The sequence below is a fragment of the Pseudomonas xanthosomatis genome, assembly GCF_019139835.1.
In the GTDB taxonomy this organism is placed as follows: Bacteria; Pseudomonadota; Gammaproteobacteria; order Pseudomonadales; family Pseudomonadaceae; genus Aquipseudomonas; species Aquipseudomonas fakonensis.
This window is the reverse complement of record NZ_CP077075.1, coordinates 3,880,934-3,907,272: the sequence shown is the minus strand read 5'-3', so window position 1 is coordinate 3,907,272 and position 26,339 is coordinate 3,880,934. Positions and strand designations below refer to the sequence as shown.

General features: G+C 65.7%; 23 protein-coding genes. 15 read left to right on the top strand and 8 right to left on the bottom strand.

Translation table 11 applies throughout. The annotated features are described in order from the left end of the window. Window positions 1-41 precede the first annotated feature (41 nt). Window positions 42-1,139: a sugar diacid recognition domain-containing protein gene (locus KSS93_RS17390; RefSeq protein ID WP_217885220.1), complete on the top strand. Its 1,098-nt coding sequence runs from the start codon at window positions 42-44 to the stop codon at window positions 1,137-1,139. Between the two features lie 118 nt (window positions 1,140-1,257). Here the strand turns inward: KSS93_RS17390 and KSS93_RS17385 are convergent, their stop codons facing one another. Further along, window positions 1,258-2,604 carry a hypothetical protein gene (locus KSS93_RS17385; protein ID WP_217885219.1) on the bottom strand — a complete coding sequence of 449 codons (1,347 nt, stop codon included), beginning with the start codon at window positions 2,602-2,604 and terminating at the stop codon, window positions 1,258-1,260. Window positions 2,605-2,880: 276 nt separating this feature from the next. On the opposite strand from KSS93_RS17385, the gene KSS93_RS17380 reads away from it, so the two are divergent. Beyond that, entirely contained in the window at window positions 2,881-4,023 is a 1,143-nt protein-coding gene (locus tag KSS93_RS17380) for a glycerate kinase (protein WP_217885218.1), read from the top strand. 156 nt (window positions 4,024-4,179) lie between these two features. On the opposite strand, the gene KSS93_RS17375 is transcribed toward KSS93_RS17380, so the two are convergent. Together KSS93_RS17375 and KSS93_RS17370 are read right to left on the bottom strand one after the other, a co-directional pair. Then, complete coding sequence (locus KSS93_RS17375) at window positions 4,180-5,052, bottom strand: phosphate/phosphite/phosphonate ABC transporter substrate-binding protein (protein WP_217885217.1); 873 nt, start codon at window positions 5,050-5,052, stop codon at window positions 4,180-4,182. Beyond that, the gene (locus KSS93_RS17370) at window positions 5,040-7,367 is read right to left on the bottom strand and encodes a bifunctional diguanylate cyclase/phosphodiesterase (protein WP_217885216.1); all 2,328 of its coding nucleotides are present in this window, start codon (window positions 7,365-7,367) and stop codon (window positions 5,040-5,042) included. The genes KSS93_RS17375 and KSS93_RS17370 overlap by 13 nt, the downstream gene beginning before the upstream one ends. Before the next feature lie 295 nt (window positions 7,368-7,662). Here KSS93_RS17370 and KSS93_RS17365 point away from each other — a divergent pair, with 295 nt between their 5' ends. The 6 genes from KSS93_RS17365 to KSS93_RS17340 all read left to right on the top strand — a co-directional run bounded on the left by KSS93_RS17365 (window position 7,663) and on the right by KSS93_RS17340 (window position 14,075). Continuing rightward, a complete protein-coding gene (locus KSS93_RS17365; protein ID WP_217885215.1) occupies window positions 7,663-10,494 on the top strand; it encodes a xanthine dehydrogenase family protein molybdopterin-binding subunit in 2,832 nt (943 codons plus the stop codon). Further along, a complete protein-coding gene (locus tag KSS93_RS17360; protein WP_217885214.1) occupies window positions 10,487-11,026 on the top strand; it encodes a (2Fe-2S)-binding protein in 540 nt (179 codons plus the stop codon). The genes KSS93_RS17365 and KSS93_RS17360 overlap by 8 nt, the downstream gene beginning before the upstream one ends. A 2-nt stretch (window positions 11,027-11,028) precedes the next feature. Next, window positions 11,029-12,240: a cytochrome c gene (locus tag KSS93_RS17355; protein ID WP_217885213.1), complete on the top strand. Its 1,212-nt coding sequence runs from the start codon at window positions 11,029-11,031 to the stop codon at window positions 12,238-12,240. Window positions 12,241-12,243: 3 nt separating this feature from the next. Next, window positions 12,244-13,215 carry an XdhC family protein gene (locus tag KSS93_RS17350; protein WP_217885212.1) on the top strand — a complete coding sequence of 324 codons (972 nt, stop codon included), beginning with the start codon at window positions 12,244-12,246 and terminating at the stop codon, window positions 13,213-13,215. Next, window positions 13,212-13,775, top strand: coding sequence for a nucleotidyltransferase family protein (locus KSS93_RS17345; protein ID WP_217885211.1), 564 nt, complete (start codon window positions 13,212-13,214; stop codon window positions 13,773-13,775). The genes KSS93_RS17350 and KSS93_RS17345 overlap by 4 nt, the downstream gene beginning before the upstream one ends. Window positions 13,776-13,892: 117 nt before the next feature. Next, complete coding sequence (locus KSS93_RS17340) at window positions 13,893-14,075, top strand: DUF6021 family protein (protein ID WP_217885210.1); 183 nt, start codon at window positions 13,893-13,895, stop codon at window positions 14,073-14,075. 307 nt (window positions 14,076-14,382) lie between these two features. On the opposite strand, the gene KSS93_RS17335 is transcribed toward KSS93_RS17340, so the two are convergent. Then, a complete protein-coding gene (locus KSS93_RS17335) occupies window positions 14,383-14,634 on the bottom strand; it encodes a hypothetical protein (protein ID WP_217885209.1) in 252 nt (83 codons plus the stop codon). 12 nt (window positions 14,635-14,646) lie between these two features. Next, window positions 14,647-15,138: a DUF4142 domain-containing protein gene (locus KSS93_RS17330; protein ID WP_217885208.1), complete on the bottom strand. Its 492-nt coding sequence runs from the start codon at window positions 15,136-15,138 to the stop codon at window positions 14,647-14,649. A 396-nt stretch (window positions 15,139-15,534) separates the two neighbouring features. On the opposite strand from KSS93_RS17330, the gene KSS93_RS17325 reads away from it, so the two are divergent. From KSS93_RS17325 to dksA, 4 genes are all read left to right on the top strand, one after another. Continuing rightward, complete coding sequence (locus KSS93_RS17325; RefSeq protein WP_217885207.1) at window positions 15,535-17,103, top strand: sensor domain-containing diguanylate cyclase; 1,569 nt, start codon at window positions 15,535-15,537, stop codon at window positions 17,101-17,103. Window positions 17,104-17,433: 330 nt separating this feature from the next. Beyond that, a complete protein-coding gene (locus KSS93_RS17320; RefSeq protein WP_217885206.1) occupies window positions 17,434-17,994 on the top strand; it encodes a gamma carbonic anhydrase family protein in 561 nt (186 codons plus the stop codon). Between the two features lie 2 nt (window positions 17,995-17,996). Then, entirely contained in the window at window positions 17,997-19,334 is a 1,338-nt protein-coding gene (locus tag KSS93_RS17315) for a dihydroorotase (protein WP_217885205.1), read from the top strand. A 37-nt stretch (window positions 19,335-19,371) separates the two neighbouring features. Beyond that, window positions 19,372-19,779, top strand: a complete 408-nt coding sequence (dksA, locus tag KSS93_RS17310; RefSeq protein WP_217885204.1) for an RNA polymerase-binding protein DksA — start codon at window positions 19,372-19,374, stop codon at window positions 19,777-19,779. Here dksA and KSS93_RS17305 read toward each other — a convergent pair. Further along, complete coding sequence (locus tag KSS93_RS17305) at window positions 19,776-20,489, bottom strand: MgtC/SapB family protein (protein ID WP_217885203.1); 714 nt, start codon at window positions 20,487-20,489, stop codon at window positions 19,776-19,778. The genes dksA and KSS93_RS17305 overlap by 4 nt on opposite strands. A 406-nt stretch (window positions 20,490-20,895) precedes the next feature. Here KSS93_RS17305 and KSS93_RS17300 point away from each other — a divergent pair, with 406 nt between their 5' ends. The 3 genes from KSS93_RS17300 to KSS93_RS17290 all read left to right on the top strand — a co-directional run bounded on the left by KSS93_RS17300 (window position 20,896) and on the right by KSS93_RS17290 (window position 23,616). After that, window positions 20,896-21,480, top strand: a complete 585-nt coding sequence (locus KSS93_RS17300; RefSeq protein ID WP_217885202.1) for a sterol desaturase family protein — start codon at window positions 20,896-20,898, stop codon at window positions 21,478-21,480. 115 nt (window positions 21,481-21,595) lie between these two features. Further along, window positions 21,596-22,456, top strand: coding sequence for an RNA ligase family protein (locus KSS93_RS17295; protein WP_217885201.1), 861 nt, complete (start codon window positions 21,596-21,598; stop codon window positions 22,454-22,456). Window positions 22,457-22,470: 14 nt separating this feature from the next. Continuing rightward, window positions 22,471-23,616, top strand: coding sequence for an AAA family ATPase (locus KSS93_RS17290; RefSeq protein ID WP_217885200.1), 1,146 nt, complete (start codon window positions 22,471-22,473; stop codon window positions 23,614-23,616). 176 nt (window positions 23,617-23,792) lie between these two features. Here KSS93_RS17290 and KSS93_RS17285 read toward each other — a convergent pair whose 3' ends face one another. After that, the gene (locus tag KSS93_RS17285; protein ID WP_217885199.1) at window positions 23,793-24,572 is read right to left on the bottom strand and encodes a pyrroline-5-carboxylate reductase family protein; all 780 of its coding nucleotides are present in this window, start codon (window positions 24,570-24,572) and stop codon (window positions 23,793-23,795) included. 9 nt (window positions 24,573-24,581) lie between these two features. After that, window positions 24,582-25,901, bottom strand: a complete 1,320-nt coding sequence (locus KSS93_RS17280) for an NAD(P)/FAD-dependent oxidoreductase (protein ID WP_217885198.1) — start codon at window positions 25,899-25,901, stop codon at window positions 24,582-24,584. Window positions 25,902-26,339: the final 438 nt, after the last annotated feature.

Genomic DNA, 26,339 nt, shown 5'->3' with positions numbered 1-26,339 from the left:
CAAAGCTGCTGTGCCGGCGACCAAACCTTAAGGAACCCTGCATGTTCGAACTGGACCACGCGCTGGCCCAGGACATCGTCGACCGGGCGATGGCCATTTTGCCTTGCAACGTGAATGTGATGGACAGCCAGGGGCTGATCCTGGGCAGCGGCGAGGCCGAGCGTATCAATACCCGCCATGAAGGCGCGCAACTGGTGCTGGCCAACGGGCGCATCGTCGAGCTGGACGGCGAGGCCGCCAAATGCCTGAAGGGCGTGCAGCCCGGGGTCAATTTGCCGCTGATGCTCGATGGCCGGCTGATCGGCGTGCTGGGCCTGACCGGCGAGCCGCAGCAGTTGCGCACCTACGGCGAGTTGGTGCGCATGACCGCCGAGATGCTGCTGGCCCAACGCCACCTGCAGGTAGAGCAGCAGTGGCGGCGCCAGCGCTGTGATGACCTGCTGGCGTTGCTGCTGGGCGGTTCGGGCGAGTCGCCGCGGCTGGTGGATGAAGCGCAGCAGCTGGGTTTGAAACCCAACCTGCCGCGGGTGCCTTGCCTGTTCGAGCTGAAGTCCGGGCCGCCGGCCGAGGCGCTGTCGGCCTGGCTGATGAGCCGCTTCCCCGACAGCTGGTGCGTGAGCCCGGCGCGCCAGTCGTTGCTGTGGTGCCGCCCGGCAGTGGCTGCGGTGGACGAAACGCGCCTGTTCGAGCGCCTGCAGCGCCACGGCTGGGAAGTCGAACGGCTGGCCTTGGGCAGCCCGGCGCAAAGCCTCGAACAATTACGCCGTGGCTACCGCCGGGTGCGCGATTTGCTGGCCTATGGCCGTGAGGTGCTGCCCAGCGAGCGCCTGCTTAGCCTGGGCCGTTATCGCCTGCCGGCGTTGCTGTGGCGCCACCGTAACGACGACGCCCTGGATGAGCTGCTTGAGCCTTTGCTGCGCATCCGTGCCAGGGACGCCAGCGGCCAGCTGTTGGCAACGCTGCGCGCCTGGTGCGCCCATGACGGGCAGAGCCAGGCGTGTGCCGATACCTTGGGGATTCACCGCAACAGCTTGCGCTACCGGCTGGAACGCATCGCCGAGGTGGGCGAGGTGGACCCGCTGCGCATGGAGGGCATGCTAAGCCTGTACCTGGGGTTGCAGTTGCTGCCGGTGGATTGACTTACGCCAATCCGCCTTGGCTCAAGCACCTGGCGGTATCATTCAGGGCTGACCTTACAGCGCCTGGCGCAGCTTGGTGGTGGGACTTTTCTGGTGACAGGCCAAGCGTTGGAGCCCCTCAAGACTGGAAGCGTGCAATGACCTCGTAGAACGGGGCGGTCAGCGAAACGGGGAAGACAGCCAGCACACTGATTCCGTCGTCATCGACATAGAGCCCGTTCGCGGCACTGAGCAGTGGATCTGCCGGGGTGAAGCCGGCGTCGCCGAAACCCAGATCCGTTTCACCGGAGCTCAGCAATCGGGCCACGCGCATTTCACTATGCAGGTAGGGGTCGTGATCGGCTTTGAACACCCTCCGGCCTGCAAGTACCAGCCGGCCTTGATTGTCAAATTGGGCGTGTTCGAGCATCAGGGCGCCCGGCAACGGTAACGAGATTATGCGAGTAAAGTCTGGTACAGGCTTGCCGCTTAGCGTAAAGCCATACAAGTAAGTGGGCGCGTTTTCTCCGAGCCGGGCTGCACTGCTGATGACCACCAAGTTGTCGCGAACGGCCATGCCAAACCTGCCTGACCTGTACGGTAACTCAATGAACCCTGTATTTGCGGCAAATGATTTATCCAATGTTGCGTTTGGCTTGAAGCGCTGCAGGTACGCTTTGTCGCCGGCGGTCGCCAACAGCAAGAAACTACCATCATCAAGGAACGCGGCCCGACAAGGAGCGATGCGGAGCCCGTTTCGCAGGGGTAGTGCCAATAAGCTCTCGGTACCATTGGCTCCAAGCCCGGGGGCGGGTTCGCCAGTAGCTGGGTCGATTTGCAGGCACCAGGTGTGTTTGTCACTGCCTTGCGCTCCTGCGAAACCACCTTCAAAGATCGCCTTCACCTTCCCCGCACTCAACCCTAGCTGTGTACCCCTGTAGTCCACAGCCCGAGCGTCAAGGCGCTTGTTTGTTTGAGGCGCAACGGCCGATGCAGGCGAATACCTTCGTTGATCTGGCCAATAAGGAGGCGGCAGGCTGATACCGTTTTCACCGAATCCTTTGGTTGGCTGGAAGGCCTTGTCATAACTGCCTATTGCCAGATGGATACTGACGTCACCATTGTCGCAGATATATATGATCAATGATGACGTCAAGAAACGCTCTTCCCCATCAAGAGGGGAGTGCAGCATCGTCGTATATTCATGGTTCCAGTACGGCACCGGTGTTGCGAGGGGCGTCACCGGAACATGCCCGGTACTGCTGTCCCAACTGCCATTTTGATTCACGCGCGTGAACAGCCCATTCTCCTTGGCTGGGTCGTCAGGGTTGAAGCCGTAGAAGGCCATGCCGAACCCAGGCTGGGCAGCGGCAGGGAAGACCTGCAGGGTGTGGACGTCTGGCGATAATCCCCTGGCCGGCACAGGCGCAATCCCGTTATTGCCATAGGCTGGGTCGAGGTGGCCGGCTCTTTTGATACTGTTCATTCAAACACTCCTTACTTGTACCTGTGATTCACCGTAATCACGTCCGCGCATGGCAACAACTGACAATAATGCCAGTTGCCTCATAGCCATTTCTGCTTGGAGGGATCTTCACAGCCAGCAAGTGGAAGGCATGGGCGTAGTGCTGCATGGTCGGGGTAAGACGCCAGGCCGCCCTGCATCCGCCCAAACAACCGGCCCCGGTTTTTGTGCATTCGACCGAGGCCGGCCTGTCACGCAACTGTCAGCATGCGCGGTACAAGACAGGAGAATCCCCCCATGAAAATCGTCATTGCCCCCGACTCGTTCAAGGACAGCCTCGACGCCGCCGGCGTCGCCCGTGCCATTGCCGACGGCCTGGCCGAGGTGTGGCCTGATGCCGAGCGGGTGCAGTGCCCCATGGCCGACGGTGGCGAGGGCACCATGGAGGCGATCGTCGCGGCCAGCCACGGCGAGCAGCGCCGGCAGGCCGTGCGCGGCCCGTTGGGCGCAAGCGTCGAGGCCAGCTGGGGCTGGCTGGCCGACAGCCGCACGGCGGTGATCGAGATGGCCCAGGCCAGCGGCATTCAACTACTGCCCAGCCAGCAGCGCGATGCCTGCCGCAGCAGCACCTGGGGCACTGGCGAGCTGATCGCCTCGGCTTTGGCGGCCGGTGCCAGGCGTATCGTCCTGGCCATCGGTGGCAGTGCCACCAACGACGGTGGCAGCGGCATGCTGCGCGCCCTTGGCCTACGTCTGTTGGATGCCGCCGGGCAGCCGCTGGCAGAGGGTGGCCTGGCGCTGGCGCAACTGGCGCGCATCGATGCCAGCGACCTCGACCCGCGCCTGGCCGAGGTGCAGGTGGAGGTGGCGGCCGATGTCGACAACCCGTTGTGCGGCCCTAACGGCGCCTCGGCGATCTTCGGCCCGCAGAAGGGGGCAAGCCCCGAGCAGGTGCAACTGCTGGACCAGGCCCTGGGCCATTTTGCCGACCACTGCGCGCAACTGCTGGGCAAGGATGTACGTGACGAGCCGGGCAGCGGTGCGGCCGGTGGCATGGGCTTTGCGGCCAAGGCGTTCATGGGCGCGCGGTTCCGCCCTGGCGTTGAGGTGGTGGCTGAGCTGGCCGGGCTGGATGCGCTGGTACAGGGCGCGGACTTGGTGATTACCGGGGAAGGGCGCTTCGATGCCCAGACCCTGCGCGGCAAGACGCCGTTGGGGGTGGCGCGGGTGGCCAAGCGTCACGGCGTGCCGGTGGTGGTGCTGGCCGGCACCTTGGGGGCCGGTTACGAGCAGTTGTATGCCCATGGCATCGATGCTGCGTTTGCCCTGGCCAGCGGGCCGATGAGCCTGGAACAGGCGTGCGCCGGGGCCGAGGGGTTGCTGAAGGCGCGGGCGGCGGATGTGGCGCGGTTGTGGCAGGTTGCCAGGGGCCTCATCTGAATGCAGGCGCGGCCCCTGTAGGAGCGGCCTTGTGCCGCGATGGGCTGCGCAGCAGCCCAAGATTCCGGCATCATGCAACATTGTGGGGGCCGCTTCGCGCCCCATCGCGGCACAAGGCCGCTCCTACAGGGACCGCGCCAGCTTTTGGAAAATGCCTCAAGGCTGCAGCGACGCCTCCATCATTTTCTCCAGCCCCGCATACTCCTTGTGCCCCACCGGCACCAGCCCGGTGGCTTCCTGGGAGGCGACGAACCCTGCCAGGGCCTTGGGGTCTTCGAGCATGGCTTTGCGCAGTTTCTTTTTCAGCGCCGGGCACAGGCTGGCACTGAACACATAGGGGTCGTAGTAGATCGGCTCGGAACGCCACAGCACCTGCAGGCGCTTGGGGTCGACGCTGTGGCTCGCCAGGTAGGCATCGGCCTGCTCGCTGGCGACGAAGGCTGCATCTACCCGGCTTTCGAGCAGCGCCTCCATGGCCTTGTCATGGTTGCCGGCATACACCAGCGAACCGAAATAGCTCCGCAACGGCGTGCCCACCAGGCCGGCAAATTCGACGCTGGGTACCAGGCTGCCTGAGGTGCTGGCCGGGTCGCTGAGTGCCACCCGGGTGCCGCGCAATGCGCTGGTACTGGCAGGGCCGCCAGAGCGGGTCAGCAGCAGCGCCTGGTAATGATTGCCGGCCAGCGTGTAGGTGCCGCCGCCGAGGGTGAAGGTGGCAAACGGCTCGATACGCCGGTCGCGGCGGTGGGCGAGGATGTACGACGCCGGGCCCAGCCGGGCGATGTCGGCACCGCCGGAAACGATCGCATCCACCACGCTTTCGTAGGAGCCGCTGACCACCAGTTCCACCGGCACCCCGGCCGCCTTGCCCAGGCGCGCCAGCAGCGGCTGGTGCTCGCGGGTCATGTCTTCGACGCTTTTGATCGGGATCACTGCCAGGCGCAGGGCGTGGGGCGCGCAGTTGGCCAGCGTGTAGCCGGCAAGCAGTTGCGCCAGTGCCACGGCGCCCAGTGTTGTCAGTACACGCATGCCTTCTCCTCGGTGCCGTTGAAAGGCGGGTAGTCGTGCAACTGCGCCGGCGACAGCGGCCGGCTGAAGTGGTAACCCTGGGCGATGTCGCAGCCAGCGAGCTTCAGGCACACCACCTGCTCGCGGGTCTCGACGCCTTCGGCGACCACCTCAAGGCCCAGGCGCTTGGCCAGGATGATGGTCGAGGACACGATGGGGCTGTCGTCGTAGCTGTTGGACAGCGGGGCGATCAGCGCCCGGTCGATTTTGAGCTTGGACAGCGGTAGCGATTGCAGGTGGGCAAAGCCGGCATAGCCGCGGCCGAAGTCGTCCAGGCTGATGCCGATGCCGGCTGCGCGCAGGCGGTACAGGTGCTCAACCGCAGTGCCCTCGGGCTCGAGCACCGTGGTTTCGGTGATTTCCAGCTCCAGGCGGCTGGCGCGGATGCCGTAGTACTCAAGCTCGGCCAGCAGGCGGTCGCTGAAGTCTGGCTGGCGCAGTTGCAGGGCCGACACGTTCACCGCCAGGCGCGCGTCCTGCTCGCTGGCATCCCAGCGGGCCAGTTCTTCGCAGGCCAGGCGCAGCACCTCCCAGCCCAGGTCGACGATAAAACCGCTGCGCTCGGCCATGCCGATGAAACGGTCGGGGTAGAGCAGGCCGAATTCGGGGTGCTGCCAGCGCACCAGGGCTTCGTAGCCCAGCACCTGCAAGGTGTCCAGGCGAATCTGCGGTTGGTAGTGGAGTACGAACTGGCGCTCGGCCAGGGCGCTCCCGAAGGCCTGCTCGAGGGTAAAGGCCTGGATGTCGGACAGGTTCAGCGACGGGTCGAAGAAACGGTACTGCGCACGCCCGGCTTGCTTGGCCGAGTACATGGCGGCGTCGGCGCAGCGGATCAGCGTGTCGATGTCCTGGCCATCGCGCGGGCAGATGCTCACGCCCACGCTGGGGCTGGTGTTGACCTCCTGGCCGTCGAGGGCGTAGGTGGCCGAGAGCTTGTCGACCAGCGCCCGCACCCAGGCGTCTATCTGCTCTTCGCTGCGGGTGCCTGCCAGCAGCACCACGAACTCGTCGCCACCAAAGCGCGAGGCTTCGTCGCCGGGTTCGAGCAGGCGCTGGATGCGCCCGGCCACGGCTTGCAGCAGCAGGTCGCCGACCTTGTGCCCGAGTGAATCGTTGATCGACTTGAAGCGGTCCATGTCGATGAACAGGATCGCCATCAGCCGGCGCTTGCCGCGTTGCTGGGTCAGCGCCTGGGCGGCCACCTCGACGAACTGGCGGCGGTTGTGCAGGCCGCTCAGGTGGTCGGTGGCGGCGGCGTGGCTGCTGCGCCGGTGCTCGTCTTCCAGGCGGTCGATCAGTTGCTGGTTGACCTGCTGGGCGCGCTCCAGCTCGCCGAACGCCTCCTGGCGCTTGTGCAGCAGGCGCAGGCCCCAGGTGAGGCTGGCCAGAATCAGCAGGGTCATGGCGACGTTCAGCCACAACTGCCGGCTGACGGTGAGCGCCGAGGGGGCGAGGATTTCGTCGTGGCGCTGGCTCACCACCACGCTGAAACCACGTTCGGGCACCCGGCGGTACAGGCTCTGGTAGGCGCCTTCGAGACTGTATTGGGTGAGCTGGCCGCTGTCGTCCCCTGTGCCCGGCAGGCCGGGTACCAGGGTTTCACCGGCCACCACCACGCCGCTGGTGTCGATGCGCAGGCGCTCCTGGCCATCGTCCTGGAGCAGGCGCACCAGGCCGGTCTTGCCCAGGTCGATGTGCTGGAACAGCACCGCCAGGTAGCCGATATCCAGTTGCACCACCAGGATGTTGTCGATCTCCCGGCCCGGCAGGTCGGTCAGCGGCAGCAGGAATGGCAGGCGCCAGTTGGGCAGGGCAGAGGGGTTGGCGGGTGGCGTGGTGCGCGGCAGAAAGGCCTTGAAACCGTAGTGCGACACATGGGTTTTCAACTGATCGAGCCAGGCCTGGGGCAGTTGCTCGGGTTCGTCGTTATGGCTGGACGAGAGCAGCCGGCCGTTGTGGTCGTACAGGCTCATGCGCTTGAACACCGGGTCTTCGGCCAGCAGCCGGGCCAGGCTCAGGTTGCCTCGGCGCAGGCGTTTCATGTCGTCCTGGGTGACACGCCCGACGGCTTGGGCGCGGTCCACCAGCTGGCGCAGGTTTTCCCCGACGATGCTTGCAAGGTTGAGGTGTTCGGCGGCTTTTGCCGACAACGCATCCTGACGCGAGGCGGCCTTCTGGTTGATGTGCAGGCCCCACAGAAAGGTCAGGGTGAGTACGCACGACATCGACAGCAGCAGCGGCAGCAGCCCTGCGCAAGAGAGAGAACGCCTGATCACTGCTGGTATCCCCGGCCCTGGGTGGTCTTTGAAAAATACGACAGAAAGATGACAGCGCAATGACTGATGGCAGATTGCCTTTAATTGGTTTGAAGGGGAACGCGGTCGCTTTGTAGGAGCGCCATTCGGGTTTGAGCCCGCGACAAGTTGCCCGGTTGACTTCCGGCGGTGTAACAAGATGTTGATCTTGACTTAAAGGTCAGTTTTTGTGATCGTGCGCGGCCTCAGGCTGACAGTGCGCAGCCACACGCATCAGAAAAACAAGGGCAGCACCTGACTGCCCCGAGGATCAACCATGTCCAACCGTGATATTTCCCGGCGCTCGTTCCTGCAAGGCGGGTTGGTGGCCGGTGTCGGCGTGACCCTGGCGCCGCTCGGCAGCCAGGCGTTCGCCGCCCTGATGGAAAACCGCGTCACCACCTCGCCGCAGAAGTGGATGAAGCACGACGGCCAGGCGCGTTTTCGTAACGACGCGCTGTCGAAGGTGTGCGGCAACAAGGTGTTCGCCCGCGATATCCGCGCCAAGGACATGCCCGGCTGGCCGCAACAGCAGGGCCACGCCATGCTGCTCAAGGCCATCAAGGCCGACCGCATCTACGCAGGCTTTGACCTCGCGCTGCTGGGCGCCGGCCTGCAGCCGGACCGCATCGTCACTGCCGACGACCTGAAAAAGGACGGCATCGCCTGGCCCGAAGCCCACTCGCCAGACCCGCTGCTCCCGCCCGGCCAGGTGCCGATGTTCATCGGCCACCCGGTGGCTATCCTGATCTGGAACGATTTTGAGCGCTACCGCAAGGCCAAGGCCAAGCTGCAGTTCAACGACCAGGCGATCCGCTACGGCTCACAAGCCCCGCTGTACCAGCGCGACCCTTACGGGAGCTTCCGTTTCGTGCGGGTGGGCGGCAACACGCCGTTCGACGAGGACGAATACTCAAGCCTGAAGAACACCATGCTGTTCCCCACCATCCTGGCCCGCAAGCCGGTATGGACCGCCGAACCCAAGCAGCACGGCAACCTCACCGAGCAGGGCATGTTCTACGCCCGGCACATCGACCAGCAGCTCAAGGCGCCGCCTGAAGACTGGCTGCTGTTCGACGAGCGCTACAAAACCCCGTCCATCGAGCCGGCGGCACTTGAGCCGGACAACGGCAACGGCTGGTACGACCCGGCCACCGGCACCCTGCATTTCGTCGTGGCCACCCAGTGCCCGTTCGAAGTGGCGCAGGAGTGCGTGCACATGATCAAGCCGTCGCGCTTTGCCCTGAAACACCTGAACATGCACCCGGGCTACACCGTCGGTTACGGCTCCAAGGACAACAACATCTTCGTGTTCTACGCCGCCGTGGCTGCGCTGTACGGCGCCGGGGTGCCGATTCGCCTGGCCAACGACCGCTACGAGCAGTTCCAGAGCGGCATCAAGCGCCACCCGTTCGATATCCGCTACCAGCTGGCGGTAGACAAACGTGACATGAGCTTCAAGATTTTCCGCGCCGAAATGACCGTCGATGGCGGCGGGCGTATCAACTACAGCCCGTCAGTGGCGGCGGTGGGCGCCACTGCCGCGCAGTCGATCTACTACATGCCGCAGAACGACCTGTCGGTGACCGCCTACCACTCGCGCGGCGTCGAGGCTGGCTCCATGCGTGGCTACGGCACCCTGCAGAGCATGGCCGCCACCGAAATGATGGTGGATGAGATTGCGGGCCGCCTGGGCGTCGATGCCATCGAGCTGCGGCGCAAGAACGCGCTCAAGTCGGGCATGAAGAACACCCAGGGTGCGGTGCCTGCCGGTGCCCTGCGCCTGCACGAGATCCTCGACAAGGCCGCCGAGCATGAATGGTGGAAAAACCGCGATGCGCGCAAGCGCGCCGAGGACGCCAAGGACCACGACAACTGGTACGGCGTGGGCTTTGCCATCACCCAGAAGGACTTCGGCACCGGCTCCGAGGCGCCGATGGCAGCCATCGAGTTCAGCGCCGACGGGCAGATTACCCTGCGCCATATCGGCACCGAGCTGGGTACCGGCATGTCGACTTCGCAGGCCCTGGTGGTCAGCGATTTCCTTGGCCGGGTTGCCGACCATGTGCAGACCGCCCAGACCGAATGGCCGGAGCTTGCCCTGAGCACCAGCGGCAACCCCTACCTGATCAGCCAGGCCGAGCAGGACGCCGCGCTGCGCGACCCGCGCTGGGTCGGCAAGCTGGCTTCGCCGTCCTCGGCGACCAACTCGGCGTTCTACTTCAGCCACGCCACCCGTGAAGCTGCGCGGGTGCTGTTCAACCACGGCCTGTGGCCGGCGGCCATGGCGCTGTGGAGCCAGGGGCCGTATGGCGGCCAGGCCAACCCGCTGGTGGTGCGCCGCGAGAACGCGGTGTGGGTCAACGGCGAGCTGACCGGCAACGGCCTGGCGCCGATCCCGTTTGCAACGCTTGCGAAAAAAGCCCACGAAATGGGCCTGGTCACCGGCGCGAGCGTGCATGGCTTTAACCGCTGGAGCTGGGCCGAGGCCGATTTCGTCATCGACGGGGTGCGCGAGCGCCTGCCGCTGGACGCCCTGGCGGTGAAATACGGCGATGGCGCAGTCAGCGCCAAGAAAGTCCAGATGAGCAGCGCCGGCTTCCACCTGCTGGACCGGCAGAACGCCGAGTACCCGGCCACCCAGTTGAACAACGCCATGGTCACCTACTACAGCCCGGTGGCGACCATCGTCGAGGTGAAGGTGAACAAGGGCAGCGGCGAGGTGCAGGTACTCAACCACCACAGCTGGGTCGAATGCGGCCGGGTGCTGGTGCCCGAGCTGGTCAAGGGCCAGCTCGAAGGTGGCATTGCCATGGGTATCGGCCATGCGCTGCTGGAAGAAATGCCGCTGTACGAAGGCGGCCCGGGGGAGGGCGACTGGAACTTCAACCGCTACCGCCTGCCGATGGCCAGGCATGTGGCGGTGTGGAAGCAAACGTCGGAAATTCTGCCGCCGCTGTCACCCACCGACCCGTCCAAGGGCATTGCCGAGGTGGTGATGATCCCGGTGGTCGGCGCCATCGGCAACGCCGTGGCCCATGCCATCGGCAAGCGTGTTCGCGATTTGCCCATCACCCCCGCCCGTGTCAAGGAGGCCCTCAATGGCTGACCGCAAGCTGCAACTGACCCTCAACGGTCAACCTGTCGTCACCGAAGTGGTCCCCGATGACCTGGCGATGCTCGACTACCTGCACGAATACCAGAACCTCACCGGCTCCCGCCTGGGCTGCGGCCAGGGCATCTGCCACGCCTGCGTGGTGATCGTCGACAACCCCGACGGCACCAGTGAGGAGGTGCGCACCTGCATCACCGGCGCGCACTATTTTGAAGGCAAGAAGGTGCGCACCATCGAGGGCCACGCCAAGCTGGACGAGGCCGGTAACCCGGTATCTCTCAACCCGATCCAGCAAAAGTTCGTCGACAAGTTCGCCTTCCAGTGCAGCTACTGCGCCCCGGGCTTTGTCAACGCCGCCACGGTGCTGGTGGAAAAGGCCCAGCGCAAGCCGCTGAAAAAGAGCGAGCTGGAAGACGCCATCGAGGCAAGCCTGGGTCACCACGTGTGCCGTTGCACCGGCTACGTGCGCTACTACGAGGCCACCCGCGATGTGTTGGGTGACCTTGGCCTGGTCAAGGAGGGCTGAACATGACACGTGTTCTGAGCAGCCTGGCCCTGGCCATGGGCGCTGTGTTCGCACTCGGCGTGCAAGCCGCTGATCAAGGTTTGATCAAGCGCGGCGAGTACCTGGCCCGTGCGGCCGACTGCATGGCCTGCCACACGGCAGAAGGCGGCGCGCCCTATGCCGGCGGCCTGCCGATCCATTCGCCGTTCGGCACCATTTATGGCACCAACATCACCCCGGACAAGCAGCACGGTATCGGCACCTACAGCCAGGATGAGTTCTTTGCGGCGTTGACCGAGGGCAAGCGCAAGGACGGCGCCAACCTGTACCCGGCAATGCCGTACACCTCGTACCACCTGATCAAGCGAGAGGACTCCGATGCCATCCACGCCTACCTGATGAGCGTGGCGCCGATCAACCGGCCGGCCCCGGTCACCAGCCTGAGCTTCCCGTTCAACGTGCGCACCGGCCTGATGGGTTGGAACCTGCTGTACGGCAAAAGCGTGCAGGTGCAAGAGGGCAAGGGCAACAGCGAGGCGTGGAAGCGCGGCCAGTACATGGTCGAGGTGCTCGGCCACTGCGGCGAATGCCACACCCCGCGCAACCCCATCGGCGCCCTGGAGCAGGACAAACGCATGAGCGGCGGCCTGCTGATGGGGTATCTCGCCCCCAGCCTGCTGGCCAAGGACCTGGCCGAGCGCGGCTGGAACCAGGCAGACCTGGCCACCTTCCTCAAGCACGGCATGAGCGCCCAGGGCAGCATGTTCAACGAGATGTACCCGGTGGTGCACCACAGCACCCAGCACCTGGAGGACAGCGACCTGTCGGCCATGGCCACCTACCTGCTGGGCGACCAGCCGCCGGCGGCCAAGGTGGTGCAGGCGGTGGCCCAAGAAACACTGGGCGAAAGCGCCAAGCGTGGCCGCCAGCAGTACCTGAACGTATGCGCCGGCTGCCATGGCGTGGACGGCGAGGGCAAGCCGCACATCGCCGTGGCCATGCAGGGCAACACCGTGCTGCGCCAGGGCGATTCGCGCAACCTGGTCAAGGCCATTGTCGATGGCATTCGCGAGCAGCAGTTCACAGGCTTCGAGCGCATGCAACCGATGCCGGGCTTTGCCGACAAGCTCGACGACCAGCAGCTGACCGACATGGTCAATTACCTGCGCGAAGCCTGGGGCGGTTTGCCGGGCGACTTCACCCAACAGCAGCTGGCCCAGCTGAAGGCGGGCTGAACCGTGCAGCATCTCGACCTGCAGGTGGTGCAACAGGCGGGGCAGTGGGCCCGCGATGGCTTGCGCGTGTGGCTGTGCACGGTGCTTTGCACCTACGGCTCGGCGCCCCGGGCGCCGGGCTCGCTGCTGGCAGTGAGCGAGAGCGGGCACTGGGTTGGTTCGTTGTCCGGCGGTTGCGTCGAGGAAGATTTCCTCGAGCGCGTCGCCGCCGGTGAGTTTGCCAGCCGCGTGGCGGTGGTGCGTTACGGTGACGGCAGCGACAGCCGTGGCAATATCCGCCTGCCGTGCGGGGGCATCCTCGATGTGCTGGTGGAGAACCTGCCGGGCGACTGCACAAGCCAGGCGCACCTGGCCCAACTGGAGGCGGCGCTGCTGGGGCGCCGGCGCTTGCTGCGCGAGGTCGATCTGGCCAGCGGTGCGTTGCTGTTGCACGACGACCACAGCCAGGGGCCACGGGTGCAGCAGGGCGAGGGCCGGGTGCGGCTGCGCATCGGCGCTGCCCAGCGCCTGCTGCTGGCGGGCTATTCCAGCGTCGCGCATTTTTGCGCCGAGTTTGGCAAGGGCCTGGGTTTCGAGGTGGTGCTGTGCGACCCGCGGGACGAGGTGATGGACAACGTCGTGCTGGGCGGGGTAGAAATTCGCCGTGAACTGCCCTCGCTGTTCATCGCCAATGGCGGCTGCCACCGCGACACTGCAGTGGTGGCGCTGACCCACGACCCTAAAATCGATGACCTGGCCATGCTCGAAGCGGTACGCACCGAAGCTTTCTATATAGGGGTGATGGGCTCACGCGCCACCTCCGACAAACGCCGTGAACGCCTGCGCCGTATCGGTGGGCTGAGTGATGGCGAGATGGCGCGCATCCACGCGCCCATCGGCCTGAACCTGGGCAGCAAGACCCCGGCGGAAATCGCCCTGGCGGTGCTCGCCGACATTCTGCGTACCCGTAGCGGCATTGCCCGCGAGGCGCTGTGACGGTCGTCGCGCTGGTGCTGGCGGCGGGGCAGGGCTCGCGCTTTGGCGCCGACAAGCGCCGGGCCGTGCTGGGCGATGGCCGCAGCCTGTTGCAGCACAGCGTCGAGCGCGCTTTGGGCGTGTTCGATGAGGTGCGGGTGGTGTTGCGGGCCGGGGAGAGCGCTGCACAGCTGGGCTTGCCGGCGCAGTGCCGGGTGGTGCCAAGCCCGGATGCAGGGCTGGGCATGGGCCATAGCCTGGCGGCGGGCATTGCGTCGCTGGCCGATAGCGAAGCCACGGCAGTGGCCATCGTGCTGGGCGACATGCCCTGGATCTTGCCGCAGACGTTGCGCGAGTTGGCCAGCCAGGCAGCTGCGCCACGCATCGTGGTGCCGCGCCATGCCGGGCACAATGGCCACCCGGTGTTGTTCGGGCGGGATTTCTGGGATGAGCTGGCCGCGTTGGGTGGTGATGAAGGGGCGCGGTCGGTGCTGCAACGGCATAGGCAGCGCGTGGTGTGGCTGGATACCGAGGACGGTGGCGTGTTGCGCGATGTGGATGTGCCGGGGGCGTTGGGTTGAGTTCCTGAATTGCCTGAACCGGCCCCATCGCAGGCAAGCCGGTGTCGCTCGACGATCCAATAAAACTTTACGCCTCGGCAGCTTTCTTTCGTAGACAACCTTCGAAAGGAGTCACCCATGACCAAGCCATCACCCGCAGGCCAAAGTCGGCCCGATAAAGGCCCGCACTCGTCCGAGCACGCCACCGGCAAGCACGATCTGGGCTTCGACCCGGACTCGCCCGACCTCGATGATCCTCAAGTCGACCCCCAAGGCCCGGCACGGCCTCCCCGGGATCGGGAGAAGCGCAACGATGGCTGATGCCCTGAGCCCGACATCCATGCAGCCGCGAATGCTTGCCCGCAGCTGCCGGTGATGATGGATCTTCCCCAGGCAGACCGCAGGGTTGTGGCGGCGTTAACGGATAGAAAGCCTCGATCGTAGCCCTGCGCTCATTGAAGCGTCGTGCTGCGTCGGCGTTCGTGGGGCTTTTCAGACGGCCGGCTCTTTCGCCAGGTGCGCCAGACAATCCCTGGCCGCAGTGTCGAGCGATTGCGCCAGCAGAACTCCAGGCGTCACCTTGCAGAACTGCGAGGTGACGTGGGTTTGGATAGGTGCCTTGCCAGGTTCAACCGTCGACCTTGCGTGCCGCCTCGACCCCGGCAGAAGACAGCTTGATCGGGTAGCTCACGCTCGGTTGGTGATTGTCATCGACACTCACGCTACCGTCTTGGATCAACCCGTGCTCCTGCAGGGTCTTGAGCATCCCGGCCACAGCTTTCTCGCCGCGGTAGTTGTCGAGAATCTCCTTGCCCAGCCCTTGCGGGTGGGCGTGCAACAGGCGGGTCAAGAGTTCGGTTTGCAGTGCGCTATCGCTCATGGGGTACACCTCCTACTTGCCGTGGCTGGCCTGCAGTTGCTTGGCCATGTTCAGGTGCTGCTCCAGGTTGGGCAGGGTTTCGTTGGCAAAGGCCTTGAGTTCGGGCTTGTCGGACGACTCACCCTCACGCCTGAACAGCTCGACCGCCTTCTGGTGGGCATCGACCTGGTTGTTCAGGTAGGCGCGGTCGAACGACTCGTCGCGCATTTCGAGGATCATCTTGCGCGCCTTGTCGGTGAGGCTCGCCTCGTTGGGGATGTCGATGTCCAGGCGCTGGGCCAGGGCCATCAGTTGCTGGTTGACCTCGGTGTGTTCCTTGACCATCAGCTCGGCGAAGGCGCGCACATCGGCGGCCTGGCTCTTTTCCAGGGCGAGCTTGCCGGCGACCACTTCGGCGATGCCGCCTTCCACCGCCGCGTCGACGAAATCATCGGAAGCGGCGAACGCCGCCGGTACCGTGCCGAGCGCCAGGGCAACAGCCAGTGACAGGGTTTTGCAGCTCATGGCGAACTCCTTTGCAGGTGGCGCGACGTCAGTGTCGCGTACGGTTGAGCCCGGTACTGGGGCAAAGGTTTGATCTGATTGCCCGGGGCGCGCCGAAAGGTACCCTGGCGTTACAAGTGGGGCTGCTTTGCAGCCCTTCGCGGGCAAGCCCGCTCCCACAGGTACAGCGCCAGCTTGAAGCCTTGCACGCCCCTGTGGGAGCGGGCTTGCCCGCGATGGGCCGCATGGCGGCCCGATTCCGTTAACTGACAGGCATCGCCGTAAAGCCTGCGGCCAGGCCATTGCCGCACCCGGGGTGCACCTCTACAATCCGCGCGCCCAAGCCCCGGCCAGGCCACGCGCAGGTGCGCTGGGCTATAGTCATGGGCGGCAGACACTCGATGACAAGGGACTTCAATGTGTGCAGCCAGAAAACAGCCTGAAGACGGCCTTTTCGCCCTGACCAGCGAGCAACGCGCGGTATCGCTGTTCCGCCTGGTGCTGGGGTTCATGGCCGTGGTCATGCTGGCCTTCGTGCTGGTGGAGGGCTGGCGTATCTGGCGTGACTACCGGGTGGCCTTCAGCAGCGCCGAAAACGCCGTGACCAACCTGGCCCGGGCCACGGCCCAGCATGCCGAGGACGCCATCCGCCAGGTCGACGCCATCACCGCTGCGCTGGCCGAACGCCTGGAGGGCGACGGCTTCGAGCATATCGACCGGCCACGGCTGCACGCCTTGCTCAAGCAGCAGGCGCGGATCATGCCGCAGTTGCACGGTTTGTTCGTCTACGCCCCCGACGGCAGCTGGGTGGTCACCGACCAGGACGCGGTGCCAGCGGGCGCCAACAACGCCGACCGCGACTACTTCATCTACCACCGCACCCATACCGACCGCCAGGTACGCATCGGCTCGGTGGTACGCAGCCGCTCCACGGGCGATCTGATCATCCCCATCTCGCGGCGCCTGGACTACCCCGACGGGCGCTTTGCCGGGGTGTTGCTGGGCACCATCAAGGTGGACTGGTTCGTACGCTACTACGGCGACTTCAAGATCGACGAGCGCGGTGCCCTGGTGCTGGCCAAGCGCGACGGCACCATTCTGGTTCGCCGGCCGTTCGTAGAGCAGGTGATCGGCCGCAGCCTGCAGGCCAGCGATATCTTCCGCAAGTACCTGCCATACGCTAGCGAAGGGGTCGCCGAGGCAGTGGCGGTGGTCGACGGCACACCGCGGCTGTATGGCTTTCGTGCGCTCGGCAGCTACCCGCTGGTGGTGGAGGCGGGTCTGTCGCGCGAGTCGATCATCGCGCCGTGGCGTCACGACATGATCAAGTCGGTGGTGGTTTTGGTGTTGCTGCTGATTGGCCTGGCGGCGTTTGGCTGGGTGGTGCTGCGCCAGTTGCGCGAGCGTATCGCCATCGAGCGCGCGCTGCACCAGGCCCACCAGACCCTCAAGGCCCTGGCCCTGACCGACAGCCTCACCGGGCTGGGCAACCGGCGCCGGCTGGATGCGGTGCTGGAGCCGGAAATCCGCCGGGCGCGCCGGCAGGGGTATTCGCTGGCGCTGGTGATGCTCGACCTGGACTACTTCAAGGCCTACAACGACCGTTACGGTCACCCGGCTGGCGACCAATGCCTGCGGCGTTTTGCCGAGCTGCTGCAGCAGGCGCTCAAGCGCCCGGGCGATCTGGCGGTGCGTTATGGTGGCGAGGAGTTCACGCTGCTGTTGCCCGACACCGATGCCCAGGGGGCCAGCCAGATCGTGCAGGAAATACTGGCGCTGCTGCGCCGCCAGGCCATCGAGCATGGTGGCAGCCCGCTGGGGATCGTCTCGACCAGCGCCGGGGTTGCCGTGGGTTCGCCGACGCTGGAAGCGTTCACGCCGGAAAACCTGATGGCCGCCGCCGATGCCGCGCTGTACCAGGCCAAGCGCCAGGGGCGGGACCGGTATTGCCTGGCGGGGAGTGTGGAGGTTCCAAGCCAGGCCTGAAAGCCATGCGGCCCCTCTGGGCGCAACTGTTTGCGACCTCCTCAAACGCTGACGCGATCTCTGTGGGAACAAATGTGTTGTGCTGTCTGTTCGGCCCTATCGCCGGCAAGCCGGATCTCATAGAACAAACTGCAACTCATTGATTTAACACGGTCCCTGTGGGAAGCGGCCTCGTGTCGCGATGGGGCGCGAAGCGGCCCCAAGATCTCGGCTTCATGCAAAATTGCCGGGGCTGCTGCGCAGCCCATCTCGTACAGAAAGCGGGGGGTTGCAAGAATAATGTTATAAAGTAACATTTGTGGATTCCCACTTTCCGCAAGGCACCCCACCGTGATCCGCAAGAACCCCTCCGGCCACCTCCCGCAAATCGCCATATCGGCCTACATCGACCCGACCGCGATCATCTGCGGCAAGGTGATCATCCACGACAACGTATTCGTCGGCCCCTACGCGGTGATCCGTGCCGACGAGGTAGACGCCAGCGGCGACATGCAGGCGATCGTCATTGGCGCCAATTCGAACATCCAGGATGGTGTGGTGATTCATTCCAAGTCCGGCGCTGCCGTGCGTATCGGCCAGTACAGCTCCATCGCCCATCGCTCCATCGTGCATGGGCCTTGCGAGGTAGGCGACCGGGTGTTCATCGGCTTCAACAGCGTGCTGTTCAACTGCAAGGTCGGCGACGGCAGCGTGGTGCGGCACAACTCGGTGGTCGATGGCCGCGACCTGCCGCCGCGCTTCTACGTGCCGCCCACCGAGCACATCGGCCCGCACACCGACCTTGCCAAGTACCCGCCGGTCAGTGTGTCGGCTTCAGAGTTTTCCGAGGATGTGGCGCGCACCAACATCGACCTGGTGCAGGGCTACAAAGCCCTGCAGAACGAGTTTTGAGCATGGACGATCTGATCGTTCGCAACGCCCGGCTGGTCAATGAGGGGCAGGTGTTCGACGCCGACCTGCTGGTGCGCCACGGCCGCATCGAGCGTATTGGCGCAAGCCTTTACCACGCGCAGGCCCGGCGCGAGATCGACGCCGCAGGCGCTTACCTGCTGCCCGGGATGATCGATGACCAGGTGCACTTTCGCGAGCCCGGCGCGGCGCACAAGGGCAGCATCGCCAGCGAGTCGCGGGCGGCGGTGGCGGGGGGCATCACCAGCTTCATGGACATGCCCAACACCAACCCGCCCACGCTCACCCGCGAGGCGCTGGCCGACAAGCAACGGCGGGCGGCCAGCCATTCAGTGGCCAACTACGGCTTTCACTTCGGCGTCAGCCGCGACAACCTCGACACCATCGCCGCGTTGGACCCGCGCGAGGTGGCCGGTATCAAGGTGTTCATGGGCGCCTCCACCGGTGACATGCTGGTGGACGACCCGCAGGTGCTGGAAAAGCTGTTCGTCTATGCCCCGACCATCGTGCTGGCCCACTGCGAACACACCCCGAGCATTCTGGCCAACGAAGCCGCCTGGCGTGAGCGCCATGGCGAGTTCATCCCGCCGGCGGCGCACCCGCTGATTCGCGATGCCGAGGCTTGTTATCGCTCCTCCAGCCTGGCAGTGGAGCTGGCCCGGCGATTTGGCACGCGGCTGCATGTGCTGCACCTGACCACTGCGCGGGAGCTGGCATTGTTCGAGCCCGGCCCGGTGACGGGCAAGCACATTACCGCCGAAGTGTGCCTGCACCACCTGCTGTTCGACGACAGCGACTACGCAAGCCTTGGCCACTTGATCAAGTGCAACCCGGCGATCAAGACCGGCAGCGACCGCGAGGCGTTGCGCCGGGCGCTGGCCGAGGACCGGGTCGATGTGATCGGCACCGACCATGCGCCGCACACGCTGGAGGAGAAACGCCGCAGTTACGCCCAGGCGCCCTCTGGCCTGCCGCTGGTGCAGCATGCGCTGCCGGCGGCGCTGGAACTGGTCAGCCAGGGGGCGCTGAGCCTGACGCAGGTGGTGCACAAGACCAGCCACGCGGTGGCCGAGCTGTTCGCCATTCGTGACCGCGGGTTCCTGCGCGAGGGGTATTGGGCCGATTTGGCGCTGGTCGAGCGGCTGGCAGCACCGCGCCCGGTGGCTGATGACCCGATCCTGGCCCGTTGCGGCTGGACGCCATTTCAGCACCAGGCCTTCCACCATGTGGTGCGCAGCACCGTGGTGTCCGGCCAGCTGGCCTGGCACCAGGGCCAATTGCAAGCGCATTGCCAAGGCCTGCCGCTGATGTTCGAGCGCTAGCCGCCGCCCTTGTCATACCTCACCAGGACTCACTCCCATGACCGAAGCCGAACTGCTCGACCAACCCACCGACGCCTACATGAACGAACCCCAACGCCAGTATTTTCGCAACCTGCTGCTGGTTCAGCGCGGCGAGCTGCAAAGCCGCATCGACCAGGAGTTCCGCGCCCTGCGCGAACACGAAGTGCACAGCGACCCGGCCGATATCGGCAGCGCCGAAGAGGAGCGCCACTGGCAACTGCGCTCGTTGGAGCGCGAGAAGAAGCTGCTGGACAAGATCGACCAGGCGCTGGAGCGCCTGGCCCGTGGCGACTACGGCTGGTGCGAGGAAACCGGCGAGCCCATCGGCCTGCGCCGGCTGTTGCTACGGCCAACGGCGACCTTGTGCATCGAAGCCAAGGAGCGTCAGGAGTTGCGCGAACGGCACCTGCGCGCTGAAGGCTAATCGGCAGCCAAGGGCTGCGCGAGCAATTGCCAGCGTACCGCGCTGACGCCTTTTTCCAGGCTTACCCGGCTGACCAGGCGCTCAAGCGAGGTGGGCGCCTGTGCGCTACCCAGCAGTTCGGCGCGCACCTCAAGGCGCGTTGCGTCGGCCAGGTCCTCGCTGTGCAGCGATTGCAGGCGCAGGCCTGGGTCACTGAGGCTGTGCAGCATCAGGCTGCGCACCTGGATCTCGTCTTCGGCGCGGCACACGATACGCACCTCGAAGCGTTGCTCGGCCTCGCTGGCCAGCACCACTTCCTGGCGGTCCAGGCGCAGGGCGATGTCGCGCAGCAGAATATTGGCGCACAGCACCACCAGGCTGCCCAGCGCCGCCTCCAGCAGCAGGCCGAGGGCGCACAGCACGCCCACTGCGGCGGTGCACCACAGGGTGGCGGCGGTATTCAGGCCGCGCACGTTGAAGCCGTCGCGCATGATCACGCCACCGCCGAGAAAACCGATACCCGACACCACATAGGCAGCAATGCGCGAGGCATCACCTGGCAGCATGCCCGGCACGGCCTGGGTCATCAGCACGAACAGGCAGGCGCCGGTGCTCACCAGTGCGTTGGTGCGCAGGCCGGTCAGGCGCTGGCGCAGTTGGCGCTCGGCGCCGATCAGTGCGCCGAGCAGCAGGGCCACGCTTGCGCGCAGCAGAAAAACTTTCCAATCCATAGCGAACCTCGTTCTGCGGGCAATGGCCCGCATGGGCGCCACAGCCAGGTGGCGCGAAACAAAAACGATGATTGCGCAGGGCCACGAACCATGGCGCCGATTGGCGTATGGATCAGAAGCAGGGGAGGTGAATGAACCACCGTCTACCGGGGGCGGCGAGACAGTGGCAGGAACGCTGCCGGACTAGCTCGCCGTGTGGGCCTGTCGCAATCGACTGGGGCTACTGTCCAATGCAGGGTGCTCCTGTGCAGGAAAGGGGGGGTAAAACTGCGACGCGGACCTTACGCCCGGTATCCGGCAGGGTCAAGGGTGAAATCATGACAATTGCGTCATGGCGAACTTTCCTGCGCCTGGCGAGGCAATGTTACTCTTGTCCCCCGTTATCGCCTCGAACCCGGACCCTTGCATGCTGTACAACCTCGCCGTGCTGTTCGCCACCCTGGTGGCCATGGAGGGCGTCGGCACCCTGGCCCACAAGTACGTGATGCACGGCTGGGGCTGGTGGCTGCACCGCTCGCACCATGAGCCGCACCTGGGCGTGCTTGAAACCAACGACCTGTACCTGGTGGCCCTGGCGCTGATCGCTGCCGGGCTGGTGGCGTTGGGCAAGGCCGGGTATGCGCCGCTGCAGTGGGTGGGGGCCGGGGTGGCGGGGTATGGGCTGGCCTACGTGGTGGCCCATGACGGCTTTTTCCACCGCCACTGGCCACGCGCGCCGAAGCCGGTGAACCGCTACCTCAAGCGCCTGCACCGGGCGCACCAGCTGCACCATGCGGTGAAGGGGCGCAAGGGGAGTGTGTCGTTCGGGTTCTTCTATGCGCCGCCGTTGCGAGTGCTCAAGGGCCAGCTGAAACGGCGCAGGCCTTCAGCACCGAACCTGAGCCCCGAGCTTGACCCACCCACCCCTAATGCTGTTGAATGCGCGCCCTCAACCCCAGCAACCTTTTCCAAAGTGGTGAAGCCAGTGCCCCGCGCCTGCCAACAAGCCTGATACCGACGACGGTCCATCGTGCCTGATGGCTGCCCGCGCCCGTGCGCGGCAGCGCTTCATCGCTGTGCCTGCCTGATCCTGTCGTCGGTTTTTCCCTATTCCCAAGGAGAAACCCATGAACATGGATTTTCGTGCCGACTCGCACACCCTCGAACTGCTCAAGTACCCCCGTACCCCCCACCTGCAAGGCTCGCGCCTGCAGGATGGCGACACTGACGCCGGCCAGGTCCGCTACAGCGCGCTGGCTGGCCAGTGGCTGGTGGTGGAAGAAAAACTCGACGGCGCCAACGCCGGCATCAGCTTCAGCGCAGGCGGCGAACTGCGCCTGCAATCGCGCGGCCACTACCTCACAGGCGGCGGCCGTGAGCGCCAGTTCAACCTGTTCAAGCAATGGGCCGTGGCTCATGAGCACTGGCTGCTCGAGCGCCTGGAAGACCGCTTCGTGTTGTACGGCGAGTGGCTGCACAAGAAGCACTCGGTGTTCTACGACCACCTGCCGCACTACTTCTGCGAGTTCGACGTGTGGGACCGCGCCACTGGCCGGTTTCTCAGCACCGCCGCGCGCCGGCGCCTGCTCGACGGCGGGCCGGTGCTGTCGGTGCCGGTGCTGTACGAGGGGCCTGCGCCGCGCCGCCACAGTGAACTGATGGCGCTGGTCGGCGACTCGTTGGCCAAGACCGAACGCTGGCGCGAGGTATTCGAGCAGGTGGTGCAGCGCGAAGGCCTGGACCTGGCCCGCGCCTGGCGCCAGTGCGACCGCTCGAGCCGCATGGAGGGCCTGTACCTGAAGCTTGAAGAGCCGCAGCAGGTGACCGGGCGCTTGAAGTGGGTTCGCCAGGACTTCGTCCAGGCGATCCTCGATGCCGACCAGCACCACTCCAACCAACCGTTCATCCCCAATCAACTGGCCGACGGCGTCGACCTTTATGCACCGAGCCTGTCCATGGACTGGCACGGCCCGCGCCGTGGCTACTGAAGGAGTATTTCGAAATGGAATTTCGCCAATTGCTACAACTGGTGCCCGAACCCGGGCACGACATGGACGCCGCCGCGTGCCTGGCGGCCATCCCGGCCCTGGCGCGCCTGGCCGACACCCCGCAAGACCCGACCTACCACGCTGAGGGTGATGTGTGGATCCACACCCGCCTGGTGGTCGAGGCGCTGCTGGCCCAGCCGGCCTACCAGCAAGCCACGGCCGAGCAGCGCTTCGTGCTGTTTTTCGCCGCACTGCTGCACGACATCGCCAAGCCCGACACCACGGTGATCGACCCCGACACCGGGCGCATCGGCCAGCCCGGCCATTCCCGCCGCGGTGCGGTGGATGCGCGGCTGCTGCTGTGGCGCGCCGGGGTGCCGTTCGAGCTGCGCGAGCAGGTGTGCCGCATCATCGCCGTGCACCAGTTGCCGTTCTTCGCCCTGCAGGGCGACCGCAGCGGGCGCAGTGCGGAGTTCTTGCTGCACAAGTTGTCGTGGGAGCTGCCGGTGTGGATGCTGTGCGCCATGGCCGAGGCCGACATGCAGGGCCGTCATTACACCGGCAAGGCCGAGGTGCTGACGGCGATTGAGCTGTGGCGCGAGCTGGCTGCCGAAGAAGGCTGCCTGCACGGGCCGCGGGCCTACGCCGACGACTACACGCGCATCCAGTACCTGCGCGGCGCCCGGGTGCACCCGGACTATCCGCTGCACCAACCGGAAGGCTCGCAGGTGGTGATGCTCTCGGGGTTGCCGGCCAGCGGCAAGGACACGTGGACGGCGAAGTACCACCCGGACCTGCCGGTGGTGTCGTTCGACGATGCGCGCCAGGCCCTGGGCCTGCGCCACGGGCAGAACGAAGGCGCCGCCGCGCATTACGCCATCGACCGGGCCAAGGCGCTGCTGCGTGAGCGGCGGCCGTTCGTGTGGAACTCCACCCACCTGTCGGCGCAGATGCGCAGCCGCACGCTGGATTTGCTGTACGGCTACAACGCCCAGGTGCAGATGGTCTACCTGGAGCGCCCCGAAGCCGAGATCATGCGCCGCAACCAGCGCCGCGACACCTCGCTGCGCAATGACGACATCCGCCGCATGCTGTTCAAGTGGGAGGTGCCATTGCCGACCGAGGCGCATCAGGTGGCGTATCAGGTGGTGACTGGGTGACGCGCCGAGGTTCGCCCCTGAAGGAGCGGCCTTGTGCCGCGAAAGGGGCGCGTAGCGGCCCCACGATTTTTGCATCCTGCAAAATTGCCGGGACTGCTGCGCAGCCCATCGCGGCACAAGGCCGCTCCTACAGGGATCGCGCCAGTTTCTAGCTATTCAGCAAGGCCGTTGCTGCCTCAATTCCCCAGCCGCGACCGCGTCAGCAACCCATCCAGCACCACCTCGCACGCCGCCCCCCAGGTGGCACTGACCGGTTGGTGCATCAGTACCGCCAGCCCATCGGCGGTGAAGGTGCCGGGGGTGGCGATGGCGTCCCCCAGCGCCTGCAGGCTGCTGCCGGGTTGGCGCCGGGCGCTGTCCAGGCAGTCCTGCAGGTTGCCCAGCACCAAGGCACGGGCCTGGTCGGCGGGCAGGCCCTTGTCACTCAGCCAGTGCTGCAGGTCGTGCAGCAGGTAATAGAACCAGCCGTTCATGCAGGCCGCCACGGTGGCCAGCTCGAAGGCGGCTTCATCGGCCACCACCACCAGCTCACCCAGTGAACCCAAGGCCTGTTCGGTAAGCGCATCGGCGGGGCACACCACCACGGTGGACTGGTTGTACTGCGCCGCATAGGACAGCATCACACGCACGCACCGGGCGCCGGGGAAGGCCTTGGCCAGTTGCTCCAGGCTCACCCCGGCCACCAATGACAGCAACCGCTGCCCGGGGTGCAACTGAACCTGCGCGGCCAGTTCGGCGAGCGCGGCGGGGCGTACGCCCAGTAGCAGCGTTTCGGCTGCCTCGACCACCGCCTGGTTGCTGCCCAGTACCTGGCAACCGTGTTCGTTGGCCAGCGCCCGGGCGCGTTCGGCATTGCGTGGCGAGAGCAAAATCGCCCCGGCGTAACCGCCCCGGCGCAGGCCGATGACGACTTTTTCGGTCAGCTCGCCGACCCCCAAAATTCCCAGGCTGTGCATGACGCCTCCTTAGCTTTCCAGGCCAGCGCGGCGCTGGCCCCATTGAAGGTTCAGGTTGACCCCCAGGCTCAAAAGCGGCTCTGGCGGGTTGCGGTTGGGGCCGTCGCTGGCGAGCAAGAAGTCGATCAGCTCGTCACGCTCGCCGGCCAGCCAGTCGGCCAGCAGGGTGCCGGTGGCCGTGCCGCGGGTGATGCCCAGACCGTTGCAGCACAGCGCCGCATGGATGTTCGGTGCCAGGCTGCCGAAGTGCGAGAGGTGGTTGCGCGACAGGCACATCGAACCGCCCCAGGTGTAGTCGAAGGGCGTGCCGGCAAGCATCGGGAAGCGCCGTTCGAACGACTCGCGGTGCTGGCGCGCGGCCCGTTGCAGGTGGCGCTGGCTGGCCTGGCCGTTGGCGTTGAAGCTGAAGCTGTTGCGCACCAGCAGGCGCTGGTCCGGGGTGCGGCGCAGGGTGCTGCCGAACGGGTCGGCCGGGATGATGCCCCAGGTGGCCTTGCCGCCCAGGCGCGCCTGCTCTTCTTCGCTCAGCGGGCGGGTCATGCTGGCGTAGGTGAAGATCGGCAGCAGGCGGCCACTGAGGAAACCGAAGTGGCTGGCAAAAGCGTTGTTGGTCAGCAGCAACTGATCGGCGACGATCTCGCCGTGGGCATGCTTGAGGGTGACCCGCGCGCCTTGGTCGATGGCGGTGATTACCGTATTTTCGTGCAGGGTCACGTTAGCCGGCAGGCTGTCGGCCAGGCCCTTGGCCAGGGCTGCCGGTTGCAGCAGCAGGGTGCCGGGGGTGTACAGCGCCTTGCGGTAGAAACCGGTGCCGAAGTGCTCGGGCAAATCGCGGGTGTCGATCATCTGGTAGGGCTGGTCGAGCTTCTCCAGGCCACTGCGGTAGGCCTCCAGCACCGCCAGGCCCTTGTCTTCGATGGCGGCCTGGTACTTGCCGTCCGGGCGCAATTGGCAGTCGATGCCGTGCTGGCTGATCAGCTGGCGCAGGATGGCCTGGGCACGCAGGTTGAGCTTGAGATTCATGCGCGCGGTGGGCAGGTCACCGATGTAGTCGGCGGCGCCGATGTCGTGGGGCAGGTCGATGGCAAAGCCCGAGTTGCGCCCCGAGGCGCCGAAGCCGACTTGCTGGGCCTCGACCAGGATCACCTCGTCGTCGGGGTGGTGCAGGGCCAGTTGCCGCGCGGCGGCAAGGCCGGTGAAGCCGGCGCCCAGTACCACCCAGCGGGCCTCGCTCCGCCCCCGGTGTGCAGGACGCAGGGCACGTTGCGGGCTGAGGTGGAACCAGCCGCAGCCGTTGTCGTCGGCAGGGGTGGAGGTGTTTCTGTACATGGTGGGTAGCCCGTGTTGTTTTTTGCCGGACTATGGCATTGCGCGGGGGCAGGGGATGTAACGGGTAAGACGGGTTGTGGGAGGAATGTGCGTGACAGGGCGTCATGAGCCTGTAGGAGATCACCCAGCCCTTTGGGCTGCGCTGTCGCGCAGAGAACTAGTCTCGCAGATGCGCCACGATCTCTGTGGGAAGCGGCCTTGCCGGGGCGCCGTCCGGTCGAGATGGGGCGCGAAGCGGCCCCAAGGTCTCGGCCTTATGCAAAATTGCCGGGGCTGCTGCGCAGCCCATCTCGACCGGACGGCGCCCCGGCAAGGCCGCTTCCCACAGGTCCTTGCTAAATCAATGAGTTGCAGTTTGTTCTATGAGAGCCGGCTTGCCGGCGATGGCGTCTGAACAGGCAACATATCAAGCAAAGGGGGCCACGATGGCCCCCAACA